This is a genomic window from Amycolatopsis sp. NPDC051373 (assembly GCF_040689465.1).
GTDB lineage: Bacteria > Actinomycetota > Actinomycetes > Mycobacteriales > Pseudonocardiaceae > Amycolatopsis.
Genome location: NZ_JBFBAE010000024.1, coordinates 18,001 through 39,787, shown reverse-complemented (window position 1 = coordinate 39,787; position 21,787 = coordinate 18,001). Strand labels below are relative to the sequence as shown.

Here is a 21,787-nt window from a genome sequence, read left to right as displayed (position 1 = left end):
ACCCGAGACCGCTCAGACCATTTCGGCGTCGGTGCCTGTTGTTCCCGCTCAGATCCCGGTCTCCACCCAACCGCAGTGGACCTCGGCTCCGCAGCCACCACCGGTTCCTCCGGCGGGCCGGCCGCCGATGGCCCAGACGCCTGACCCCAGCCTGATCTCGCCCGAGACCCCGCATGCCGCGGAACCGGTCACGCAGCCCGCACCCCTTCAGCCGCCGGCTCCGCCCACGGAACCAGAGCCTGTCCAGACTCCTGCTCCCACACAGGTCGATCCACCGGCCGGCACCATTTCTCCAGCCCCCTCAGCCCCCTCAGCCCCCTCAGCTCCCTCAGCTCCCTCAGCTCCCTCAGCTCCCTCAGCTCCCTCAGCTCCCTCAGCTCCCTCAGCTCCCTCAGCTCCCTCAGCTCCCTCAGCCCCCTCAGCTCCCTCAGCTCCCTCAGCTCCCTCAGCCCCCTCAGCACCCTCAGCACCCTCAGCCCCCTTGGCCCCTTCGGCCCCCTTGGCCCCTTCGGCAACCGTCTCCTCCGGCGAGCCCGCGACCGCGCAGGAAACGGCCCCTGTCCTTACTGCGGGCGTAACAACGCCACCCGCTGCCGACACGCCACCGATCCCGGCCGAGCCCACGGCAACTACCGCCGATCCGGAAGATGCCCCAGTGGCCGACCCTGCCGGCGACCCCAACACCAGCGCACCGGATCCCCTCGAATCTCCATCACAGACTTCAGAGGCACCGCAGGAACCGGCAGCCCCTTCGCCACCGCACGGCGCCGCCCAGCAACCGCCGCGGCCGGATAACCAGCCGCAGCCCGCACCTCTGACCGGCGTGCCGGTGGACCTCCCGGCCGAGCAGTCGGAATCGCCCGGCCACTTGCCCTCGGATGACCAGCCGCAGCCTGCACCTCTGACCGGTGTGCCGGCGGATCTCCCGGCCGAGCAGTCGCAATCGCCCGACCACTCGGTCTCGGATGACCAGGCGCAGACATCTCCGGCGACCGAGACCTCTGCACAGTCGTCGATTGCGCAGACAGAGCCACAGTCGCCGGACCAGCCATCGCACCATGATGTGCACCCGCAGAAGCCGTCGGCGTCCGAGTTTTCGGCGCAGCCGACGAGTGCACGGGCGGAGCCACTGGACCGTTCGCCGCTGGTGGAAGAGCAGCCGCAGGCGTCTGTGGCCAGTGATTCCTCGCCGCAGTCGCCTGGTCAAGGGGCCGCCGAGGCCGCCGCGAGCGAGCCGCAGCCTCCGATCGAGCAGGTTCCACCGCAGGTTGAGGTGCAGCGGCCGGATGAGGTGGCCTTCGCCGTTGCGGCGAGTCAGGCCGAGAGCGCCGAACCGCCCGCGCACGAGCCGAGTCCGCATGTCGAATCGTCCGAGCAACCGGCGGATGCGCAGGCCGAGTCTTCCGGGTATCAGCGAGCCCAACCGGTGACTACCGCGCCGGAGCAGCCGGGCCAGGAAGCGCCGCAGGCGCCCGGACAGCCGAGTCAAGCTCAGCCGCAGCCTGGTTGGGCCCAGCCGCAGATGGGGAGCGACCAACAGCCGGCTGGTGCACAGGCAACACAAATCCAGAAGGGCGGCCAGTGGAACCAGCCGCAGTCGGACGGCCTTGTACCGGGCGGTACGCAGCCGGAGTCTGCGGGCACGGCAACTGGGGCGCCTCAGCCGGGCGCGCAGCAGCCAGCTGCCCCACAACCAGATGCGGCAACGCGCGGTTTGCCCCACCACGGCCCGCCGCAACCGGCTGGCGCGCGACCGGAGGCAGCACCGAGTGGCTTGCCCCAGCCGAGCGGAGTGCAAGGCCCGGACGGGCAGCAGAAGGCTGCTCCGGCAAGCGGCTTGCCCCAACCGGGCACGCAGCCAGCGGTTCCGGAGCGTGGCGTGCCGCAACCGGGCGTGCACCAGGCGATTCCGGCGAGCGGCTTGCCGCAGCCCGATGCACAGCCGGAGGGGCAGCAGCCGACTGCTCCGGCAAGCGGTTTGCCCCAACCGGGCACGCAGCCTGGCTGGAACCAACAGCAAGTGCGCGCCCCATGGCCTGAGCTGCCCCAACCTCAACCGCGGCCCGCGCTAGGACCCGATGGCCGGCCCCTGCCTGTGTTCCCCGGCCAGGAGACCGGACCGGTGGCACCGCCGCCTGCCGCGGCGCGGGTGTATCGCGCTGCGCCGCCGGTGTTTCCCGGGAAGGAGCCGGTGGTGCCGGTGGTGCCCGAGATGACCCAGCCCGCTCGGGAGAAGCCGGGGTTACCGCAGCCGTCGTCGATGGAGAGGAAGCTGGCGGGGCAGCGGGGGCAGGCGGAGGGGGCGCAGGTGAGGGATGTGCCGTTGGGGTTCTCGGAGCAGACGGCCCACGGACAGCGGCCCAACGCACCCCAAAGCCACCCCGCCGACGAAACCCCCACCCCGCCACGCGGCATCCCCCAGGTGCGCGGTTGGTTCGACCAGCACCCCGACAACCCCAACACCCCACCGCAAACCGCCACACCCCCCAACGGCGACGACCCCGACGGCGGCGAGTTCGGCCCCACCGGCGACCCGACCGAGATCCCGTTCCGCTGGCGCAAGTGACCTGCCGGGTGTCAGGCTGGACGCATGGCTGACGACCCCAACCCGGACCCCGGCTGGTACTACAACACCCGCACCCACGAGGTGGAACACCTGCAACGCAGCCGGAGCATCGACCTCCTCGGGCCCTACCCCGACGAGGCCACTGCCCGCCGCGCCCTCGACATCGCCCGCGAGCGCAACCGGCAGGCCGACGTCGCCGACCGCGAATGGGACGGCGACTGACCGCGCGCCACGTCGGGCCGGGTCCATCCGGCCCGGCCCGCCGAGGTCTGCCCGCGGTATCCGGCGCGCCTGATCTCGGCCCGGGGCAGGCCCGCGACGGTTTGCGTCGCCAGACTCGGTCGGCACTTCGCCGCCCAGGGCAGGTCAGCCCACAGCACCGGAATCGCCGCCGAAACCGGGGCTGATACCGCAGTTGTAAGATCGACCCGGCCGGCACGTCACTGCCCGGGCCGGCTCAGTGTTCCGGAATTGCCGCCGAACTGAGGCACGGGCTGGCCACGATCATCGGCCGGCACGTCGCGGTCGGGCTCGGCGTGCTGAGGCTCGGCTGGTGGGCTGGTTTGAGCGGTTGTCTGCGGAGCGCACGTCGTCGCCCAGTCGGTTCGGCGTGCTGGGGCTCGGCTGGTGCGCTGGTTTGAGCGGTTGCCCGCGGAGCACATGTCGTCGCCAGGCCGGGTTCGGCGTGTTGAGGCTCGGCTGGTGGGCTGGTTTGAGCGGTTGTCTGCGGGGTGCACGTCCTCGCCTGGTCGTGTTCGGCGTGTCGAGGCTCGGCCGGTGCGCCGGCCTGAACCGTCGCCCGCGGAGCGCATGTCGTCGCCCAGTCGTGTTCGGCGTGTTGAGGTTCGGCCGGTGGGCTGGGTTTGAGCGGTTGCCCGCGGAGCACATGTCGCCGCCAGGCCGGGTTCGGCGTGTTGAGGCTCGGCTGGTGGGCTGGTTTGAGCGGTTGTCTGCGGGGTGCACGTCCTCGCCTGGTCGGGTTCGGCGTGTCGAGGCTCGGCCGGTGCGCCGGCCTGAACCGTCGCCCGCGGAGCGCACGTCGTCGCCCAGTCGGGTTCGGCGTGTTGAGTCTCGGCTGGTGCGCCGGTTTGAACCGTCGCCCGCGGAGCACATGTCGTCGCCAGGCCGGGTTCGGCGTACCGAGGCCCGGCCGGTGCGCCGGCCTGAACCGTCGCCCGCGGAGCGCACGTCGCCGCCCGGCCCGGCTCCGCGCGCCGAGCCCGACCGATGCGCCGGCACTCGAGCCGCGGAGCCCACAGACCACAACCTCACAAAGACGTCGAAACCCCCGGCCCCAACACGAACTCCGGGTCCACCTGCGCCTCGAGGTCCTCGCCCGTCCGGCCGTTGCCCCAGGCCCGCGCGTTGCGCAGGTGGAAGTCCACGGCTTGGCGTTGGTAGCGAGCCCAGTCGCGGGTCACGCCGTCCACCGTCGACAGCATCGACGCGAGCGTCCCCAGGTTGTGCGGTTCCAGTTCCCCGATCGGACGCGAAGCGCCGCGCTCGCCGGCCCGGACGTGTCCCGAAGACTCCAGCCAGCCCAGCAAAGCCGGGCCCAGCGAGGACTGCAGAAAAGCCACATCCTCCGCATCCGTCACCTTGTTCCCCACCGCCACCAGGTGCACGCCGAAGTCGCGCGCGTGGTCGGCGTACTGGCGGTACACGCCGACGCTGCGCAGCGTCGGCTCGCAGACCAGGAACGTCACGTCGAAGCGCGTGAACAGGCCGGACGCGAAGGCGTCGGCGCCAGCGGTCATGTCCATCACCACGTACTCGCTCGGGCCGTCGACCAGGTGGTTGAGCAGCAGCTCCGCGGCGCCGACCTTCGAGTGGTAGCACGCCACGCCGAGGTCGTCCTCGTCGAACTGGCCCGTGACACCCAAGCGCACGTCGCCCAAAAACCGGAAGCACGCGTCGGTGACGGGGTTGTCCTCGAACGGCGTGACCAGGCGCGATCCGCGGCCCGGTGGCGTGGTTTTAATCATCGCCGACGCGGAGGGGATACGCGGGTTGTCGCCGCGCAGGTAGTCCTTGATCAGCGCCATGTTGTCGCCCAGTGTGGGCCACGCGAGCGTTTCCTCCTCGGTCGCGCCGAGGGCGACGGCGAGGTGCTGGTTGATGTCGGCGTCGATGGCCAGCACCGGTTTGCCGGCGTCGGCCAGGTAGGAGACGAACAGCGACGAGAGCGTGGTCTTCCCGCTGCCGCCCTTGCCGACGAACGCGATCTTCACGGCGAAACCCTTTCACAAAATGAAGATGGTTTTCATTACAGCAAGGATCAACGTACACCCGCGCGGCTCGCGCCCGAACGGGCGATCGGCGGCCGTCGGGCGGGATACTGTTGTGTGGTGCCACTCGTGATCAGGACACCCGCGTCGGGAGGGGACTTCGGTCGGCTCCGGACGGAGTTCTCGTTGCCGGAATCGTTCGGTCCCGAGGTGCTGGCCGAGGCGGAGGCCGCCGTGCTCTCCGCGCGCGCCGAGGGCCGCGAGGACGCCACGGACCTGCCGTTCGTGACGATCGACCCGCCCGGCGCCAAGGATCTCGACCAGGCGATGGTCGTCGAACGCACCGGGGGCGGCTTCCGCGTGCACTACGCCATCGCCGACCTCGCCGCCTTCGTGCCGCCCGGTGGCGCGCTCGACCACGAGGCCCGCCGCCGCGGCCAGACGCTCTACCTGCCCGACGGCAACGTCCCGCTCCACCCCACCGTCCTGTCCGAAGGCGCCGCGAGCCTGCTGCCCGGCGAGGTGCGCGCGGCCGTGCTCTGGACCGTCGACGTCGACGCCGCGGGCGAGCCCGTCGCCACCCGCGTGCGCCGCGCGCTGGTGCGCTCGACCGAACAACTCGACTACGAGAGCGTGCAGGCCTCGCTCGACGCGGGCACTCCGCACCCGTCCGTCGCTGCGCTGCCGGAGCTCGGCCGGCTGCGGCGCGAGCTGGCCGTGCAGCGCGGGGCCGTGGAATTACAGCTGCCGGAGCAGGAGATCAGCGGCGACCCCGACGGCGGCTGGGCGCTGGCCCGTCGTCCGCGCACCGCCGTCGACGCGTGGAACGCCGAGATCTCGCTGCTCACCGGCATGGCCGCGGCACAGATCATGCTCGAAGCCCGCGTCGGCGTGCTGCGGACGCTGCCGCCACCCGAGCCGGACGCCGTGGAGTGGCTGCGCCGCTCGGCGTCGGTCGTGGGCGTCGCCTGGCCGGCGGGGCTCGGCGTTTCGGAGTTCCTGTCCTCTTTGGACCCCGGACAGCCCTCGTCGATGGCCATCTTCGCTGACACCACGCGGCTTCTGCGCGGCGCGGGATACACGTCCTTCGACGGGTCCCTGCCCGCTTTGACCACTCACGCGGGCATCGGCGGCGCGTACGCCCACGTCACCGCACCCATTCGTCGCCTGGTCGACCGCTTCGGCACGGAGGTCTGCCTCGCCGTCACGGCCGGGCGCGAGGTGCCGTCGTGGGTTCGTGAGGCGCTCGCGGAGGTGCCGTTGCAGATGTCCGCTTCGGACAGTCTCGCCGCCCGCGTCGAACGCGCCTGCATCGACCAGGTGGAGGCGTGGGTCCTGGCAGAACGCGTCGGGCGCGAGTTCACCGCGGTGGTGCTGCGCGCGGAGGAGACGCGCGCGGAGATCCTCGTGGAGGACCCGCCGGTGATGGCCAAGTGCACCGGCGAGAAGTTCCCTGAAGGCGAACGGATCGGCGTTCGCCTGACCGCCGTGGACGTCGATAAGCGGAAGGTGTCGTTCGAACGCGTATGAGGAGCACCGAACTCGTCGACGACCTGGGCGAACCGGTCCCGCTGTCCGGCCCGCCGGTGCGAGTGGTGTCCCTGGTGCCCTCGCTGACGGAAGCCGTGGAGATCAGCGCGCCCGCCCGGCTCGTCGGTGCCACGGACTACTGCACGCATCCGTCCGATTTGGACGTTCCGCGCGTGGGCGGCTCGAAGTACCCGAAGATCGACGACGTCCTGGCGCTTGATCCCGATCTCGTGCTGGCGAACTCGGAGGAGAACCGCCCCGAAGACGTACAACGGTTGCGCGCCAACGGGATCCCCGTGTTCGTCATGGCGGCGGCCGCTTCCGTGCCCGCCGCTCTGGGCTCGCTGCGCCGGCTCCTCACCCAGGTCTACGAGCTGGACGAACCGGAATGGCTCGTCCACGCCGAAGAACTCTGGCGCACCACCGTCCCGATCCGCCACCACGCCGTGATCCCGGTCTGGCGCAAACCCTGGATCGTCCTCGGCCGCGACACCTTCGCCGGCGACGTCCTCCGCCGCGTCGGCGTGGCCAACGCGTATGCCGACGCCGAAGACCGATACCCGCGCCCGCCGTTGGCCGAGTTGCAGGCGGCCTCCGCCGACCTCGTGGTACTGCCGGACGAACCCTACGAGTTCACGGCGGACGACGGCCCGGGCTTCTTCCCGGACTTCCGCCCACTGCTGGTCTCTGGCCGCTACCTGACCTGGTACGGCCCGTCCCTCGTCGAAGCGCACAGCGCGCTGACTCGCGCTTTGGCCGACCTGTGACGGCCCTCGGCGTCCGCGCCGCGGGCCTGCTCGCGGCGCTGGACTGCTGCCGCATACCGGGTCTCACCGACGCCGAGTTCGACCGCATCGAGGCCCAGTACGACATCGAATTCGCCGACGACCACCGGGACTTCCTCGCCACCGGACTCCCCGTCGAGTCCCCGCGCGAAGAAGGCCAAACCTGGAAACAGCCCTGGCCCGACTGGCGCAACGGCGATCCGGCCACCCTCCGGGCCCACCTCGACTGGGAGACGGACTTCGTCGTCGACCTCGTCCGCGACGGCCATTGGGAGTCGCGTTGGGGCAACCGCCCGGCCACCCCGCACGACGCCGTGGGCGCGTTCCGCCGTCGTCTCCGCGCGGCGGCCCCGATGGTGCCGATCTACGCCCACCGCTACGTCCCCGGTGGACGCGGCACCACTGGCAGCCCGGTGCTTTCGATGTACGGCTTCGACATCATCTGCTACGGCACCGATCTGCTGAACTACGTCGTCCGCGAGTTCGCCGAGCCCCTGTCCGCGGAGTGGCGGCCGCCGAAGATCGCGTTCTGGGGTCGGTACCTGAAAGGCGACTGATGGGCCGCCCCGAAAAATGAGCGGCCCATCAGCGAAATGCCTCTACAGCGTCAACCCGGTCAACACCGTCACGCGTTCCTCCGTGAAATCCGCCATCGCGGCCGCCGGGCCCTCGCGGCCGACGCCGGAGTCCTTGACACCGCCGTATGGCATCTGGTCGGCACGGAAGCTGGGGACGTCGCCGATCAGCACGCCGCCCACCTTCAGTCGGGCGGAGACGTCGAACGCCGTCGGCAGGTCGCGCGTGAAGACGCCGGCCTGGAGGCCGAAGCGCGAAGCGTTGATCCGCGAGACGCCATCGTCCACAGAGGACACACGGATCAACGAAACCACCGGCCCGAACACCTCCTCGGCCATCACCGCCGCGTCTTCCGGCACCCCGGACAGCACCGTCGGCTCCACTGTCGCCCCGGAACGGCCGCCGCCGGTGAGCAGAGAAGCGCCGGCGGAGACAGCGTCCGAAACCCACGAAGCAACCCGCGAAGCAGCGGACTCGTTGATCAGCGGGCCGACATCCACCCCGTCAGCAGCCGGGTCGCCCGTGCGCAAAGCAGCGACCTGCGCCAAAACCCGAGACTCCAGCTCGTCGTACACCTCCGTGTGCACGTAAACCCGCTGCACCGAGATGCACGACTGCCCCGCCTGGTACATCGAGAACGTCGCGATCCGCTGCGCCGCGAAGTCCAGGTCCGTCCAATCCGGACAGACCAGCACGGCGCCGTTGCCGCCCAGCTCCAGGGCGACGTGCTTGCGTGGCACGCTGTCCCGGATCGACCAGCCGACCGGCACCGACCCCGTGAACGAAACCACGGGCAGCCGCGGATCGCGAACCAGAGCGGCCGTCTCCTCGTTGCCCAGCGGCAGAATCGACCAGCTCCCCGCCGGCAACCCCGTCTCCGCCAGGATCTCACCCAGCAGCAACGCCGTCAGTGGCGTCGCGGGCGCCGGCTTCAGCACGATCGGCGCGCCGACCGCGATGGCCGGCGCAACCTTGTGCGCCACCAGGTTCAGTGGGAAGTTGAACGGCGTGATCCCCAGCACCGGTCCGCGAGGCACCCGGCGCACCAAGGCCATCCGGCCGGTGCCGCCCGGGTCCGTGTCCAGGCGCTGCAGCTCGCCCGAGAACCGGCGGGCCTCTTCGGCGGCCCAGCGGAACGTCGACACCGCGCGCCCCACCTCGCCCCGCGACCACTTCAACGGCTTGCCCGACTCGGCTGTGATGAGGCGCGCGATCTCGTCGGCCCGCTGACTCAACGAACGGGACACGTGGTCCAACGCCCCCGCTCGCACGTGCGCGGGCGTAACAGCGAACTCGTCGGCCACCGAAGCCGCCGCGGCCACCGCTGCCTCGACGTCCGAGGCGGTCGGCACGAAGTGCGAGCCGGCTTCACTGCCGTCGTAGGAATGGCGGACGACCGCGGTCGAAGAACTGGTCACCGGCTTGCCGGCGATCCAAAAGGGAACAGTCACTTGCGCACCTCCGTGCGGACCGCGTGCTCGAGGACGGACAGGCCCTCGTCGAGCAGTTCGTCGGACAGGGAAAGCGGCGGCAGCAGCCGGATGACGTTGCCGTAGGTCCCGCAGGTCAGCACCACCACGCCGAGCGCGTGACACGCCGCCGCGACGCGCTTGGTGAGGTCGGCGTCCGGCTCGGAGGTGCCGGCGCGAACGAATTCCGCGGCCACCATCGCGCCCCGACCGCGCACGTCGCCGATCACGCCCGTCTCGGCGGCCAGCGTCCGCAGCCGCGGCAGCACGACCTCCTCGACGCGCCGAGCCGACGACGCCAGATCCGAAGACCGCATCGTCTCGATCGAACCCAGGGCCGCGGCGCACGCGATCGGGTTGCCGCCATAGGTCCCGCCAAGACCACCGGGACCGACCGCGTCGAGCAGCTCCGCACGCCCGGTCACGGCCGACAGCGGCAGGCCCGCCGCGATGCCCTTGGCTGTCGCGATCAAGTCCGGCACCACGCCTTCGCGCGACGACGCGAACCAGTCGCCGGTGCGGCAGAAGCCCGTCTGCACCTCGTCGGCCACGAACACCACGCCGTTCTCGCTGCACCACGAGGAAAGCGCCGGCAGGAACCCCGGCGCCGGCTCGATGAACCCACCCTCACCCTGGATCGGCTCGATCACCACGGCCGCCACCTGGTCGCCGCCGATCTGCTTCTCGATCCGGTCGATCGCGATCCGCGCGGCCTCCGGACCCGCAAGCCCGTCGCGGTACGGGTACGACCCCGGCACGCGGTACACCTCGGGCGCGAACGGGCCGAAGCCGTGCTTGTAGGGCACCGATTTCGCGGTCAACGCCATCGTCAGGTTCGTCCGCCCGTGGTAGGCGTGGTCGAACACCACCACGGCCTGCCGCCCGGTCGCGACGCGCGCGATCTTCACCGCGTTCTCCACGGCCTCCGCACCGGAGTTGAACAGCACCGACTTCTTCGCGTGGTCACCCGGCGTCAGCTCCGCCAGCGCCTCGCACACCTCGACGTAACCCTCGTACGGCGTGACCATGAAACACGTGTGCGTGAACAGGCCCGCCTGCTCACGCACCCGGTCGACCACGGCCGGCGCGGAGTGGCCCACGTTCGTCACGGCGATGCCGGAGCCGAAGTCGATGAGCACGTTGCCGTCGGCATCGGTCAGCAGACCGCCGCCGGCCGACGTGATGTACGCGGGCAGCGTCGAGCTCACCCCCGCTGCCACCGCGGCCGTGCGCCGCTCCTGCAACGCGCGAGAAGCCGGGCCGGGGATTTCGGTGCGCAGCCGACGCGCGACGGGCGCCGGGGCCACCAGGGGCTCGGTGGTCGTGGTCATGGGCTCAACTCCTGGGAGGCGGGCTGGGTCACCTCCCAGGATGCGGCGGCCAGGCGACGGCGTCTGCTGGCCAAGATGTCCAAAACTGCGCGTAAACTTGGCCACTATGGCACTCACCCTCCGCGCGCTCACCGAACAGCGGTCGCTCGCCCTCCGCGTGGTCGCGGGGGAGGCCGGCCTCGATCGCCCGATCGGCTGGGTGCACCCGACCGAGCTCACCGACCCGCACGCCTTCCTCGAAGGCGGCGAGCTCCTGCTCACCACGGGCCTGGCCCTCGACGACACGACCTCCGAGGCCTACGTCCGCCGCCTCGTCGAAGCGGGCACCGCCGGGCTCGGCTTCGGCGTCGGGCTCAGCCACGAGCACGTGCCGCGCACCCTGGTCGAAACCGCCGACGAGATCGGCCTCCCGGTGCTCGAAGTGCCCCGCAAGACGCCCTTCATCGCCATCACCCGCGCCGTCTCCCGCGCGGTCGCGGCCGAAGAGTACGCCGCGACCGTCCGCATCGGCCGCGCCCAGCAGGAACTCACCCGCACCGCCGTCGGAAAGACGGGCGCGGCGGGTGTCGTGCGCCGGCTCGCCCGGCTCATCGAGGGCTGGGTCGTGCTCTTCGACGCCGCCGGCCACCTCCGCGAAGTCTCCTCCGCAGCCGCTCGCACACACGGGGAACAGCTCGACGTCAAGGACCTGCGCGCCGGCACACGGGTTGTCACGCTGGGGGAGCAGGAGGTCGTGCTCCAGACCTTGCACACGCGCGGCGCGCTCGCGGTCGGCACGACCGAACCACTCGACCCGACCGGTCGCCACATCGTGAACACGGCGGTCTCGCTGCTTTCCCTTGCCCTGGAACAGGATCGTGCCCAACGCGGTGCGATCTCCCGGCTGCGCACCGGCCTCCTCGACCTGTTCACCGACGGCCGGGAAGCCCTCGCGCTCGACGTGCTGCGCACCGTGCAGGGCGCGCCGCCGCAACCGTGGGCCGTGCTCGCCGTCGCGGGCCGGCCCACCGCGCGGACCGCGCTCTACGACCGCCTGGAACCCGTTGCCGGGCAAGTGTTCTTCGCCCACTCCGAGTCGCTCCTCGTCGCCGCGACCGACGACGCCGACCGCGTGCTCACCGTGGCCGCCGAAGTCGGCGGTTGCCATGTCGGCGTCGGCGACGCCACCGAGTTCCCGGCAGCGCTGCGCCAGGCCCGGCAGGCGGCCGAAACCGCACGCAGCCAGGACATTCCGCTCCTGCGCTACGCCGATCACGCCGGCAGGGGCCTGCTCAACCTCCTGGATCCCCTTGCCGCCCAGGCCTTTGCTCACGAGCTGCTGAACCCGCTGCGCACCCACGACGAGTCCGGCCGCGGCGAGCTGGAGGAGTCCCTGCGCTGCTGGCTCGAAAACCACGGCCACTGGGACCGCGCCGCCACGCAGCTGCACATTCACCGCCACACCCTGCGCAACCGCATCACCAAGGCCGCCGAACTCCTCGGTCAGGATCTCGACTCCCCGGGCACCAGGGCCGAACTCTGGCTCGCGCTCCAGGTCACGCGCTGAGAGATCACCCGCTGAGAATCACACGCTGACGAGCAACGCGATCGGCGAATCCCCGCACCGGCGCAAAGTCGCGCCACCCGACATCGTCTGCGGTTCCGCGCCCGACGTCCACCACGCCGGCACATCGACCTCTCGCACCAGAGAGCCCGTCGCCTGCCGGACGCTGTTCGACACGATCACGCGCCCCTGTGCGTTGAGCAGAGCAGCGCGCCGGCCCAGCGAACGCAGCCGCCGGCTCACCGTGCGCTCGAACTCGCGCACGTAGACGTCCGCGCCCACCACGCCGGCAAACGAACCGTCGCGGTACACGGGCAGTGTGAACGTGAGCGTGTACTCATCGGTGCAGAGATAGTCGACGTACGGGCCGTTGATGTGGCGCCGGCCGCTGTCGCGCGGCACGGTGAACCACGACTGGCGCGTGTAGTCGAGGAAGTTCGGGCTTTCCGGGTCGAGGCTGATGAACAGCTGCTCCGGCACGGCGTCGTCGGAACCACTGTCGTCCGAACCGGTGGTGGTCCACCACTCGAAGCCGAACTCCTGGTCCGACAACACGTGGGGCGCGCTCACGAACCCGGCGCCGATCACGAGGCCGCCGAGGGCCTCCAGCACCTGCGGCCGGATGCCGTGGAGCGTGCCGGAACCGGCGCCGCCGGGCTCGGCCAGCAGCGTCTCGGCCGCGGCCAGCACTGGCTTGAGCCGCTCGAAGATCTCCTCGACCAGCGCGGATACCTGTGCGACGACTTCGTCGCCAGTCAACGTGCGGGTGTCGGTCACGATGCTCACCTCGATCGCGGGGTCATCGAAGCTTACGGCGTTTCGAGGCTTAAGTGCAGATCCACGAGCCGGTCGAGCGCGCTCAGGATGTGCTCCTCGGTCAGCTTGCGGGCCAGATCGCCGTCGGCCGCCGCGATCGCGGTGACGATCGCGTGGTGCTCAGCGTAGGACTGGCGGCAGGTGTCCTCGCCGTCGAGGGGCACCCAGAGCAACCCGCCGTGTTCGCCCTGCAGTTGGACCTCCTGGTTGGTGAGCCGCGGCGACTGCGCGGCCGCCGCGATCTCGAGGTGGAAGTGCCGTTCGGCGCGCGTCGCCTCGGGGCCGGTCGCGCCGAGAAGGTCTTCGCTGGTCAGGCGCAGTCGGTCCAGGTCTTCGGGCGAGCTGCGTTCCGACGCGAGCTTGGCCGCGGACCCGGCCACGGCGAGGTAGTGGTCGCCGAAGTCGCGCAGATCCGCGAGCGAGACGAGCCGCAGGCGCTGCGCCCACGAGCTCGGCGCCGGCCATGCGGGCGTGCGCACGAAGCTGCCGCCGCCGCGCCCGCGCCTGGTCTCGACCAGCCCCTGCTGCCGCAGCACGGCGAGCGCTTCACGGACCGTCACGGTGGACACGCGGAACTGCGCGGCCAGCTCGACTTCGCTCGGCAGCTGCTCGGCGTCGTCGAGGAGACCCAGGGTGATGGCGTCGAGCAGCCGGGCCGCGACCGCCTCGGCGCGGCCGAGGTGGTCGAGCGGAGCGAACATCGCCAGTCGTGCGCTGTTCGACATCTCCTTGCGCATCGTGGGCCCACCCGTCTCGGAGTGCGATTGGGGCCAATAGTGCCCCAGGACCTTGTCATGTGAAATATGGAGTTATATGTTTCACCCTGCCACGGAGAGTCAGGAGGCGCACGCGTGCAGGAATTGAAGCACTACGTCGGCGGGAAGTTCGTCGACTCGCAGTCCGGGAAGGTCCTCGAAATCGTGGACCCGGTCACCGGCCGCGCGTACTGCACCGCGCCGGTGGCGAGCGCCGAAGACATCGACCACGCGCTCAAGGTCGCGGCGGAGGCGTTCGAGAGCTGGAAGGAGACCACGCCGGCCCAGCGCCAGCTCGCGCTCCTGAAGATCGCCGACGCCGTCGAGGCCCGCGGCGAGGAGCTCGTGCGCGTCGAGTCGCAGAACACCGGCAAGCCGGTGGCGCTCACCATGTCCGAAGAGCTGCCGATGATCGTCGACCAGCTGCGCTTCTTCGCCGGCGCAGCGCGCGTGCTCGAAGGCCGCGCGGCCGGCGAGTACATGGAAGGCCACACGTCCTTCATCCGCCGCGAGCCCGTGGGCGTCTGCGCGCAGGTGACGCCGTGGAACTACCCGCTGCTCATGGCGATCTGGAAGATCGCGCCGGCGCTCGCGGCGGGCAACACCGTGGTGCTCAAGCCGTCGGACACCACGCCGGCGTCCACGCTGCTGCTGGCCGAGATCTGCGGTGAGTTCCTGCCGCCGGGCGTGTTCAACGTAGTGACCGGCGACCGCGACTCCGGCCGCGCGCTGGTAGCGCACCCGATCCCCGCGATGGTGTCGATCACCGGCTCGGTGCGCGCCGGCATCGAGGTCGCGGGTGCTGCGGCCCGCGATGTCAAGCGCGTGCACCTCGAGCTGGGCGGCAAGGCGCCCGTGATCGTGTTCGAAGACGCCGACCTCGAAGCCGCCGCCGAGACCATCGCGATGGCGGGCTACTTCAACGCCGGGCAGGACTGCACCGCCGCCACGCGCGTGCTGGTGTCCGACGACGTGCACGACACGTTCGTCGCCGCCCTGTCGCGCCAGGCCGAGGCCAACAAGACCGGCAAGCCCGACGACGACACCGCCGCGTTCGGCCCGCTCAACAACGCCGCGCAGCTGGAGAAGGTGTCCGGCTTCATCGACCGCCTGCCCGGGCACGCCACCGTCCACTGTGGAGGGCGACGCGCCGGCGACGAGGGCTTCTTCTACGAAGCCACCGTGGTCTCCGGCGTCACGCAGGACGACGAGATCACCCAGAACGAGGTCTTCGGCCCCGTGATCACCGTGCAGCGCTTCTCGGACGAGGCCGACGCGGTGAAGGCGGCCAACGGCGTGCCCTACGGCCTCGCTTCCTCGATCTGGACCAAGGACCACCAGCGTGCCATGCGCGTGTCCGCCAAGCTCGACTTCGGGTGCGTGTGGATCAACACCCACATCCCGCTCGTCGCCGAGATGCCCCACGGTGGGTTCAAGAAGTCGGGCTACGGCAAGGATCTCTCGCTGTACGGCCTCGAGGACTACACCCGCGTCAAGCACGTCATGAGCGCGCTGTAGGTACTGGTGACGAGATCCACGGGAAGGCCCGCCATGCCCCACCAAGCGCCCGCTGCCGCCCGCCGGCCCGACCGGCCGCGCGGCGGCGGTGAGCCGGCCATCCGGCTCACCGGGCTGCAGAAGCACTTCGACAAGGTCCGCGCCGTCGACGGCGTCGACCTCGACATCCCGCCCGGTGAGTTCTTCTCCATGCTCGGCCCGTCGGGCTCGGGGAAGACCACGGTGCTGCGCATGATCGCCGGCTTCGAGCTGCCCACCGCGGGCACCATCGAGCTGGCCGGCCGGGACGTCAGCCAGCTCGCGCCGTTCGCGCGCGACGTGAACACCGTGTTCCAGGATTACGCGCTCTTCCCGCACATGTCCGTGCGACAGAACGTGGAGTACGGCCTCAAGGTCAAGCGGGTCGCCAAGGCCGAGCGCAAGCGACGCGCCGCGGAAGCCCTGGCGACCGTGCGGCTGGGGGAGTACGGCGACCGCAAGCCTTCGCAGCTCTCGGGTGGTCAGCGCCAGCGCGTCGCTCTCGCGCGGGCCCTGGTGAACCGCCCGAAGGTACTGCTGCTCGACGAACCGCTGGGAGCGCTCGACCTCAAGCTGCGACAAGCGATGCAGATCGAGCTCAAGCAGATCCAGCGCGAGGTCGGGATCACCTTCGTGTTCGTGACGCACGACCAGGACGAGGCGCTGACCATGAGCGACCGCATCGCGGTGTTCAACGCCGGGCGGATCGAACAGGTCGGCACCCCGGTGGAGGTGTACGAGAGACCGGCCAGCGCGTTCGTCGCCGGCTTCGTCGGCACGTCCAACCTGCTCAGCGGGCGTGGGGCCGAAGCGGTGATCGGCAAGCCCGGCGTGTACAGCATCCGGCCGGAGAAAATTCGCATCGATGCTGATCTTGCGTCACCGGCCGGTCCAGGCGAGACTTCGGCGACCGGAATCGTCACGGATGTCGTATACGCCGGATCTACAGTGCGCTACGCTGTCGCGCTCGATGCGGGGGGTCAGTTGTCCGTGGTCCGCCAGAACACCAGTGACCCGACCGAGTTCGCCGACGGCCGGGTCCGTCTGCGGTGGCGCCACGAACACAGTTTCCGGGTCCCCGAAGCCGGCTAGTTCTCACGGGAAGGTTTCTCTCGACATGAAGAACAGGAAGACGCTGCTCGCGGGTCTGTGCGGCGTGAGCCTGCTGCTCGCGGCCTGCGGGACGTCGGGCTCCGACTCAAACGCGGGGTCCGCACCGGGCGCTCAGGGGTTCACCCCGCCCAAGCTGGCCGCACTCACCCAGCTGGGCCAGCCGGAAGGCCAGCTGAACGTGCTCGCGTGGCCCGGCTACGCCGAAAACGGCTCCAACGACTCGAAGATCAACTGGGTCAAGCCGTTCGAGGACCAGACCGGCTGCAAGGTCACCGTCAAGCCCTTCGGCACGTCCGACGAGGCCGTGACGCTGATGAAGACGGGCCAGTACGACGTGGTGTCCGCCTCGGGCGACGCCTCGCTGCGCCTGGTCGCCTCGGGCGACGTCGAGCCGGTCAACACCGCGCTCGTGCCGAACTACAACGACGTCTACCCGTTCCTGAAGAACAAGTCGTGGAACAGCGTCAACAACGTCGCCTACGGCATCCCGCACGGCTGGGGCGCCAACGTGCTGACCTGGCGCACCGACAAGGTGAGCCCGGAGCCGGCGTCGTGGTCGCCGATGTTCGAAGTGAACTCGCCCTACAAGGGCAAGATCATCGCCTACGACTCCCCGATCTACATCGCCGACGCCGCCCTGTACCTCATGGCGCACCAGCCCGACCTCGGCATCAAGAACCCGTACGCCTTGGACGACAAGCAGTTCAACGCCGCGGTGGACCTGCTGAAGAAGCAGCGCCCGAACGTCAGCGAGTACTGGGCGGACTACCTCAAGGAAACGCAGTCGCTCAAGAACGCGGACGCCGTGATCGGTACCGCGTGGCAGGTCACGGTGAACCTGGCCAAGAGCGAGGGCGCTCCGCTGGGTGCGACCGTGCCGAGCGAGGGTGCCACCGGCTGGTCGGACACCTGGATGGTGGCCACGAAGTCGCAGCACAAGACGTGCGCGTACAAGTGGATGGACTACATCATCAGCCCGAAGGTCAACGCCCAGGTCGCCGAGTACTTCGGTGAGGCCCCGGCCAACTCCAAGGCCTGCGCCGAGATGACCGACAAGTCCCTGTGCGACACCTACCACGCCAACGACGCGGCCTACGCCGCCAAGATCCAGTACTGGACCACGCCGATCCCGCAGTGCCTCGACGGCCGCACGGACGTCAAGTGCAAGGACTACGGCGACTGGACCCGTGCCTGGACCGAGATCAAGGGTTGACGTGCTCACGGGTGCCGCTCGTTCGGCGGCACCCGTGAGATTCCCCTGTTACCGATCCGGCCAAAAGTAGGCCGGCCCCCATGCGGAACGTAACCGTTGCTACCGAAGCCATTCGGCCGTGACCGTGGTCGGATTGGTAACGATCCGCACAGTAGCTCCGGGGGCGGCGGGCACCTCCCCCCTCGTCCGCCGCCCCCGGACCCCCCTCTTCCCGACCGTGCCCCGAAGGTGCCTCGCATGTCCGCCGTGAGCCCGCCGAGCCGCCGCGCTTCGGCTTTCTTCTTCCGCAAACCCAAGCTGCGCCTGGGCATTCTCCTTTCGGCTCCGCTGCTGTGGCTCGGCCTGGCCTACCTCGGCGCGCTCGCCGCCCTGTTCATCACGGCCTTCTGGTCCACCGACGTGTTCACCGGCAAGGTGGTCACGGACTGGTCGTTCGACAACTTCGTCACCCTGTTCACCGATTCGGTCTACCGCACGATCACGCTGCGGACCGTCGGCATCGCGCTGCTGGTGACGGTGATCGACGCGGTCATCGCGTTCCCCATGGCCTTCGCGATGGCCAAGCTCGCTTCCCCGAAGGCGCAACGGATCCTCGTGATCGCCGTGATGACGCCGCTGTGGGCGAGCTACCTGGTGAAGGCCTACGCGTGGCGCACCCTGCTTTCCGGCAACGGCGCGATCAGCTGGCTGCTGAGCCCGTTCGGCCTCTCCGGCCCCGGCTACGGCGTCGCGGCCACGGTGATCACGCTGTCGTACCTGTGGCTGCCCTACATGATCCTGCCTATCTACGCGGGTCTAGAGCGGCTGCCCGATTCCCTTGTGGACGCTTCCGGTGACCTCGGCGCGAAGTCGTTCCGCACGTTCCGCTCGGTGATCCTGCCGCTCGCCTTCCCGGCGATCGTGGCGGGCTCGATCTTCACGTTCTCCTTGTCGCTGGGCGACTACATCGCCGTGAAGATCGTGGGCGGCACGTCGCAGATGCTCGGCAACGTCGTCTACGACAACATCGGCGCGGCCAACAACCTGCCGTTCGCGGCGACCGTGGCCATCGTGCCGGTCGTGATCATGCTCGTGTACTTGGCCGTCGTGCGTCGCACCGGCGCGCTGAACAACCTTTAGGAGACCGCCGTGCGCATGTCGAAGACCGGCCGGGTGGTGCTGTGGACGGCACTCGGGGTCGGGTTCGCGGTGATCTACTTCCCGCTTCTGGTGGTGCTGCTCAACTCCGTGAACTCGGACACCACGTTCGGCTGGCCGCCGAAGAGCTTCACCCTCGAGTGGTGGGGCCGCGCGGTCACCAACGCCGGCGCACTGCACGCGTTGTGGACCAGCATCGAGGCCGGGGTGGCCGCCACGGCGATCGCGCTCGTGCTCGGCACGATGGCCGCGTTCGCTTTGCAGCGCTACCGGTTCTTCGGCCGGGACTCGATCTCGCTGCTGATCATCCTGCCGATCGCGTTGCCAGGCATCGTCACCGGTATCGCGCTGAACAACGCGTTCCGCACGATCCTCGGCATCGACCTCGGCCTGCTCACGGCGATCATCGCCCACGCGACCTTCTGCATCGTCGTGGTGTTCAACAACGTCGTGGCCCGCCTTCGGCGCATGGGTGGCAACCTCGAGGAAGCGTCGATGGACCTCGGCGCAGACGGCATCACCACGTTCCGGCTGGTGACGTTCCCGATGCTGCGCTCGGCGCTGCTGGCGGGCGGGCTGCTGGCGTTCGCGCTGTCGTTCGACGAGATCATCGTGACGACCTTCACGCTGGGCACCGGCATGGAGACGTTGCCGATCTGGATCTACGACAACCTGTTCCGCCCCAACCAGGCCCCGGTGGTCAACGTGGTGGCGGCGGTGCTGATCATCGTCTCGACGGTGCCGGTGTACTTCGCGCAGAAGCTCTCCGGCGGCGACAGCTCTTCGGGCGGCCGGATCTAGGGTTCCTAGATCACGGAGCGGATGGTGCCACCGTCCACACGGAGGGTGGCCCCGCTGACGTAGTCGCCGTACGGGCTCGCCAGGTACGCCACGGCGCCGGCGATCTCCTCGGGCCGTCCGAAGCGGCCGACGTCGTTGGGCACGAAGTCCTGAGCGGCGTGGGGTTCGATGGTCTCCCAGGTCTCGCCCCAGCCGCGTTCCGGCGCGAGGTCCGTGAGCAGCTTCCGCACGGAGTCCACGAGGATCGCGCCGGGAGCGACCACATTGGACGTCACGCCGGTGTCCTTCAGTTCCCGCGCAAGGGAAACCGCGAGGTTGTGGCGCGCGGCGAGCGTCGCGTTGTAGTGGGGGAGCAGCGCCATCGGCTGGCCGGACAGGCCGCCGCCGATCTGGATCACGCGGCCCCAGCCGCGGTCGCGCATGCCGGGCACGAGGTGGCGGATCATGCGGACCGACGAGATCACGTTCACCTCGTACGTCCGCGCCCACTCGTCGGGTGTGGCCTCGGCCCAGGTCAGGTGCCGGTAGGCGCCGGCGTTGTTCACGAGGATGTCGACTTCGCCGGCTTGCCGCGCGACTTTCGCCGCGCCTTCGTCGGTGGCGAGGTCGCCGATCGCGACGGCCTTCGCACCGATTTTCTCCGCCACCGCACGGGTTCGGGCTTCGTCGCGGCCGTGGACCACGACGTCGGCGCCCTCTTCCGCGAGCAGCCGCGCGATCGCTTCGCCGAGGCCGGAGCTCGAGCCCGTGACGAGTGCGCGGCGACCGGTCAGGTTGAGTTCCATGGTTCTCCGTTCAGGTCTACGGGTGTAGATTTAGTTTTAGTCTACACTCGTATACATGACTGCACCACGCCGTCGCGATGCCGCGGCGACCCGGGAAGCGATCCTGCGCGCGGGCGTCGAGGCGTTCACGCGCTTCGGCTATGACGGCGTCGGCGTGCGGGAGATCGCTCAGGCCGCCGGTGTCACGGCGATGCTCGTGAACCGCTACTTCGGCTCGAAGGAAGGGCTCTTCGCCGAGGTGGTGGAGGTGTCGATGACCGAGCGGACCGTGCTGACGGGCGACCCGGCCACGCTCGCGCGCGACGTCGCGGCTTCGCTGGTGTCGCGGACTTCACCGGACGCCGACAGTCTCGACCCGTTCCTGCTGATGCTTCGCTCGGCGCCCAACCCGCGCGCCGCCGAGATCCTGCGCGCGGGCATCGAAAAGCACGTCGAGGCGCACATCCTCGACGTCGTCCCCGGTGTGCGCGGAACCGATCGCGCGGCCGTGGCGCTGTCGCTGATCTCGGGGTTCTGGTTGATGCGCAAGGTGATCGGCAGCACAGCTTTGAACGAGACCGACGAGGCCGCGTTGGCTTCGACGTTGGAAGGGCTCTTCCGGCTGCTGCTGGACGTCTAGCGGAAGTCGTCGGTCGCCTGACGCAGCGCGGCCAGCGTGCCCGGGTCGTTCACGGCGTGCCCCGCGCCTTCCGTGATGCGCAGGATCGACCCGGGCCACGCGCGGTGCAGCTCATACGCGGTGATCGGCGGGCAGACTGCGTCGTAGCGGCCCTGCACGAGCACGCCTGGCACGCCGGCGAGCTTGCCGGCGTCGCGGATCAGCTGCTCGTCCTCGAGCCAGGCGTGGTGGCTGAAGTAGTGCACCGCCAGCCGCGCGAACGTCAGCGCGAACGACGGATCGGCGTACCGGTTCAGGAACGCTTGCTGCGGCAGCAACGCCACCGTCGCGCCTTCCCAGACGCTCCACGCGATCGCGGCTCGTTCCCGCACGCCGCGGTCGGGGTCGTCGAGCAGCTCGGCGTACCCGGCGAGCGGATCCTTGTGGTGCGCTTCCGGCAGCGGCGCCAGGAAGTCCTCCCACTCGGCGGGGAAGAGGTTCGCCGCGCCGCCGCGGTAGATCCAGTCGAGCTCGCGCTGCCGCGCCGTGAAGATCCCGCGCAGCACCAGCTCCGTCACCTGATCGGGGTAAGTCTGCGCGTATGCCAGCGCGAGCGTCGACCCCCACGACCCTCCGAACACCTGCCAGCGCCGGATGTTCAGCCGCTCCCGCAGCAGCTCCATGTCCGCGACGAGGTGCCACAACGTGTTCGTGCTCAGGTCCGCGTCCGGGTCCCCGACGTTCGGCGTGCTCCGCCCCGCCCCGCGCTGGTCGAACAGGATGATCCGGTACGCGGCGGGGTCGAAGTGCCTGCGCGCCATCGGCGCGATCCCGCTGCCCGGCCCGCCGTGCACCACGACCACCGGCTTGCCCTGCGGGTTTCCCGCCTCCTGGCAGTAGATCCGGTGCCCGTCACCCACGTCGAGCATCCCATCGGCCAGCGGCTGCAGCGGCGGGTAGAGGTCGTCCATGCCGATCACTCTGCCGGACCGGCGGCCTTCGCAC

The 21,787-nt window shown here is 70.0% G+C and carries 20 protein-coding genes; 12 read left to right on the top strand and 8 right to left on the bottom strand.

Annotated elements, in window-relative coordinates:
• Window positions 1–188: 188 nt before the first annotated feature.
• Window positions 189–470: a hypothetical protein gene (locus tag AB0383_RS35925; protein ID WP_366189686.1), complete on the bottom strand. Its 282-nt coding sequence runs from the start codon at window positions 468–470 to the stop codon at window positions 189–191.
• Between the two features lie 1,724 nt (window positions 471–2,194).
• Here AB0383_RS35925 and AB0383_RS35920 point away from each other — a divergent pair.
• Both AB0383_RS35920 and AB0383_RS35915 read left to right on the top strand, forming a co-directional pair.
• Window positions 2,195–2,566, top strand: a complete 372-nt coding sequence (locus AB0383_RS35920) for a hypothetical protein (RefSeq protein ID WP_366189685.1) — start codon at window positions 2,195–2,197, stop codon at window positions 2,564–2,566.
• Between the two features lie 24 nt (window positions 2,567–2,590).
• Window positions 2,591–2,788: a hypothetical protein gene (locus AB0383_RS35915; protein WP_364187756.1), complete on the top strand. Its 198-nt coding sequence runs from the start codon at window positions 2,591–2,593 to the stop codon at window positions 2,786–2,788.
• Between the two features lie 1,046 nt (window positions 2,789–3,834).
• Here the strand turns inward: AB0383_RS35915 and AB0383_RS35910 are convergent.
• The gene (locus AB0383_RS35910; protein ID WP_366189684.1) at window positions 3,835–4,797 is read right to left on the bottom strand and encodes an AAA family ATPase; all 963 of its coding nucleotides are present in this window, start codon (window positions 4,795–4,797) and stop codon (window positions 3,835–3,837) included.
• Window positions 4,798–4,923: 126 nt separating this feature from the next.
• Here AB0383_RS35910 and AB0383_RS35905 point away from each other — a divergent pair, with 126 nt between their 5' ends.
• From AB0383_RS35905 to AB0383_RS35895, 3 genes are read left to right on the top strand one after another with little or no spacing between them, the layout of a single operon-like run.
• Window positions 4,924–6,324, top strand: coding sequence for an RNB domain-containing ribonuclease (locus AB0383_RS35905; RefSeq protein WP_366189683.1), 1,401 nt, complete (start codon window positions 4,924–4,926; stop codon window positions 6,322–6,324).
• Entirely contained in the window at window positions 6,321–7,091 is a 771-nt protein-coding gene (locus AB0383_RS35900; protein ID WP_366189682.1) for a helical backbone metal receptor, read from the top strand. Before AB0383_RS35905 ends, AB0383_RS35900 begins: the two co-directional genes overlap by 4 nt.
• Window positions 7,088–7,666, top strand: a complete 579-nt coding sequence (locus tag AB0383_RS35895) for a hypothetical protein (RefSeq protein ID WP_366189681.1) — start codon at window positions 7,088–7,090, stop codon at window positions 7,664–7,666. The genes AB0383_RS35900 and AB0383_RS35895 overlap by 4 nt, the downstream gene beginning before the upstream one ends.
• Before the next feature lie 42 nt (window positions 7,667–7,708).
• Here AB0383_RS35895 and AB0383_RS35890 read toward each other — a convergent pair whose 3' ends face one another.
• On the bottom strand, window positions 7,709–9,136 hold the full coding sequence (locus AB0383_RS35890) for an aldehyde dehydrogenase family protein (protein WP_366189680.1): 1,428 nt from the start codon (window positions 9,134–9,136) through the stop codon (window positions 7,709–7,711).
• Window positions 9,133–10,485 (bottom strand): 4-aminobutyrate--2-oxoglutarate transaminase, encoded by a 1,353-nt coding sequence (gene gabT, locus AB0383_RS35885; RefSeq protein WP_364187739.1) that lies wholly within the window; start codon window positions 10,483–10,485, stop codon window positions 9,133–9,135. Before gabT ends, AB0383_RS35890 begins: the two co-directional genes overlap by 4 nt.
• A 106-nt stretch (window positions 10,486–10,591) precedes the next feature.
• On the opposite strand from gabT, the gene AB0383_RS35880 reads away from it, so the two are divergent.
• Window positions 10,592–12,031, top strand: a complete 1,440-nt coding sequence (locus tag AB0383_RS35880) for a PucR family transcriptional regulator (RefSeq protein ID WP_366189679.1) — start codon at window positions 10,592–10,594, stop codon at window positions 12,029–12,031.
• A gap of 18 nt (window positions 12,032–12,049) precedes the next feature.
• Here the strand turns inward: AB0383_RS35880 and AB0383_RS35875 are convergent, their stop codons facing one another.
• Together AB0383_RS35875 and AB0383_RS35870 are read right to left on the bottom strand one after the other, a co-directional pair.
• The gene (locus AB0383_RS35875; protein ID WP_364187733.1) at window positions 12,050–12,805 is read right to left on the bottom strand and encodes a cache domain-containing protein; all 756 of its coding nucleotides are present in this window, start codon (window positions 12,803–12,805) and stop codon (window positions 12,050–12,052) included.
• A 32-nt stretch (window positions 12,806–12,837) separates the two neighbouring features.
• Window positions 12,838–13,581 (bottom strand): FCD domain-containing protein, encoded by a 744-nt coding sequence (locus AB0383_RS35870; protein ID WP_364187730.1) that lies wholly within the window; start codon window positions 13,579–13,581, stop codon window positions 12,838–12,840.
• 114 nt (window positions 13,582–13,695) lie between these two features.
• Between AB0383_RS35870 and AB0383_RS35865 the strand changes: the two genes are divergently transcribed.
• The 5 genes from AB0383_RS35865 to AB0383_RS35845 all read left to right on the top strand — a co-directional run bounded on the left by AB0383_RS35865 (window position 13,696) and on the right by AB0383_RS35845 (window position 19,399).
• Entirely contained in the window at window positions 13,696–15,117 is a 1,422-nt protein-coding gene (locus AB0383_RS35865) for a gamma-aminobutyraldehyde dehydrogenase (protein WP_366189678.1), read from the top strand.
• Window positions 15,118–15,150: 33 nt separating this feature from the next.
• The gene (locus AB0383_RS35860) at window positions 15,151–16,227 is read left to right on the top strand and encodes an ABC transporter ATP-binding protein (RefSeq protein WP_366189677.1); all 1,077 of its coding nucleotides are present in this window, start codon (window positions 15,151–15,153) and stop codon (window positions 16,225–16,227) included.
• 25 nt (window positions 16,228–16,252) lie between these two features.
• On the top strand, window positions 16,253–17,461 hold the full coding sequence (locus AB0383_RS35855) for an ABC transporter substrate-binding protein (protein WP_364187722.1): 1,209 nt from the start codon (window positions 16,253–16,255) through the stop codon (window positions 17,459–17,461).
• Window positions 17,462–17,698: 237 nt separating this feature from the next.
• Entirely contained in the window at window positions 17,699–18,580 is an 882-nt protein-coding gene (locus tag AB0383_RS35850) for an ABC transporter permease (protein WP_364187719.1), read from the top strand.
• Window positions 18,581–18,589: 9 nt separating this feature from the next.
• Window positions 18,590–19,399, top strand: a complete 810-nt coding sequence (locus AB0383_RS35845; protein WP_220246532.1) for an ABC transporter permease — start codon at window positions 18,590–18,592, stop codon at window positions 19,397–19,399.
• A 5-nt stretch (window positions 19,400–19,404) separates the two neighbouring features.
• On the opposite strand, the gene AB0383_RS35840 is transcribed toward AB0383_RS35845, so the two are convergent.
• Entirely contained in the window at window positions 19,405–20,184 is a 780-nt protein-coding gene (locus AB0383_RS35840; protein ID WP_366189676.1) for an SDR family NAD(P)-dependent oxidoreductase, read from the bottom strand.
• Between the two features lie 55 nt (window positions 20,185–20,239).
• Between AB0383_RS35840 and AB0383_RS35835 the strand changes: the two genes are divergently transcribed.
• Window positions 20,240–20,803: a TetR family transcriptional regulator gene (locus AB0383_RS35835; RefSeq protein ID WP_366189675.1), complete on the top strand. Its 564-nt coding sequence runs from the start codon at window positions 20,240–20,242 to the stop codon at window positions 20,801–20,803.
• Here AB0383_RS35835 and pip read toward each other — a convergent pair.
• Entirely contained in the window at window positions 20,800–21,753 is a 954-nt protein-coding gene (gene pip / locus AB0383_RS35830; protein ID WP_364187714.1) for a prolyl aminopeptidase, read from the bottom strand. The two genes, AB0383_RS35835 and pip, sit on opposite strands and share 4 nt — an antisense overlap.
• Window positions 21,754–21,787 lie beyond the last annotated feature (34 nt).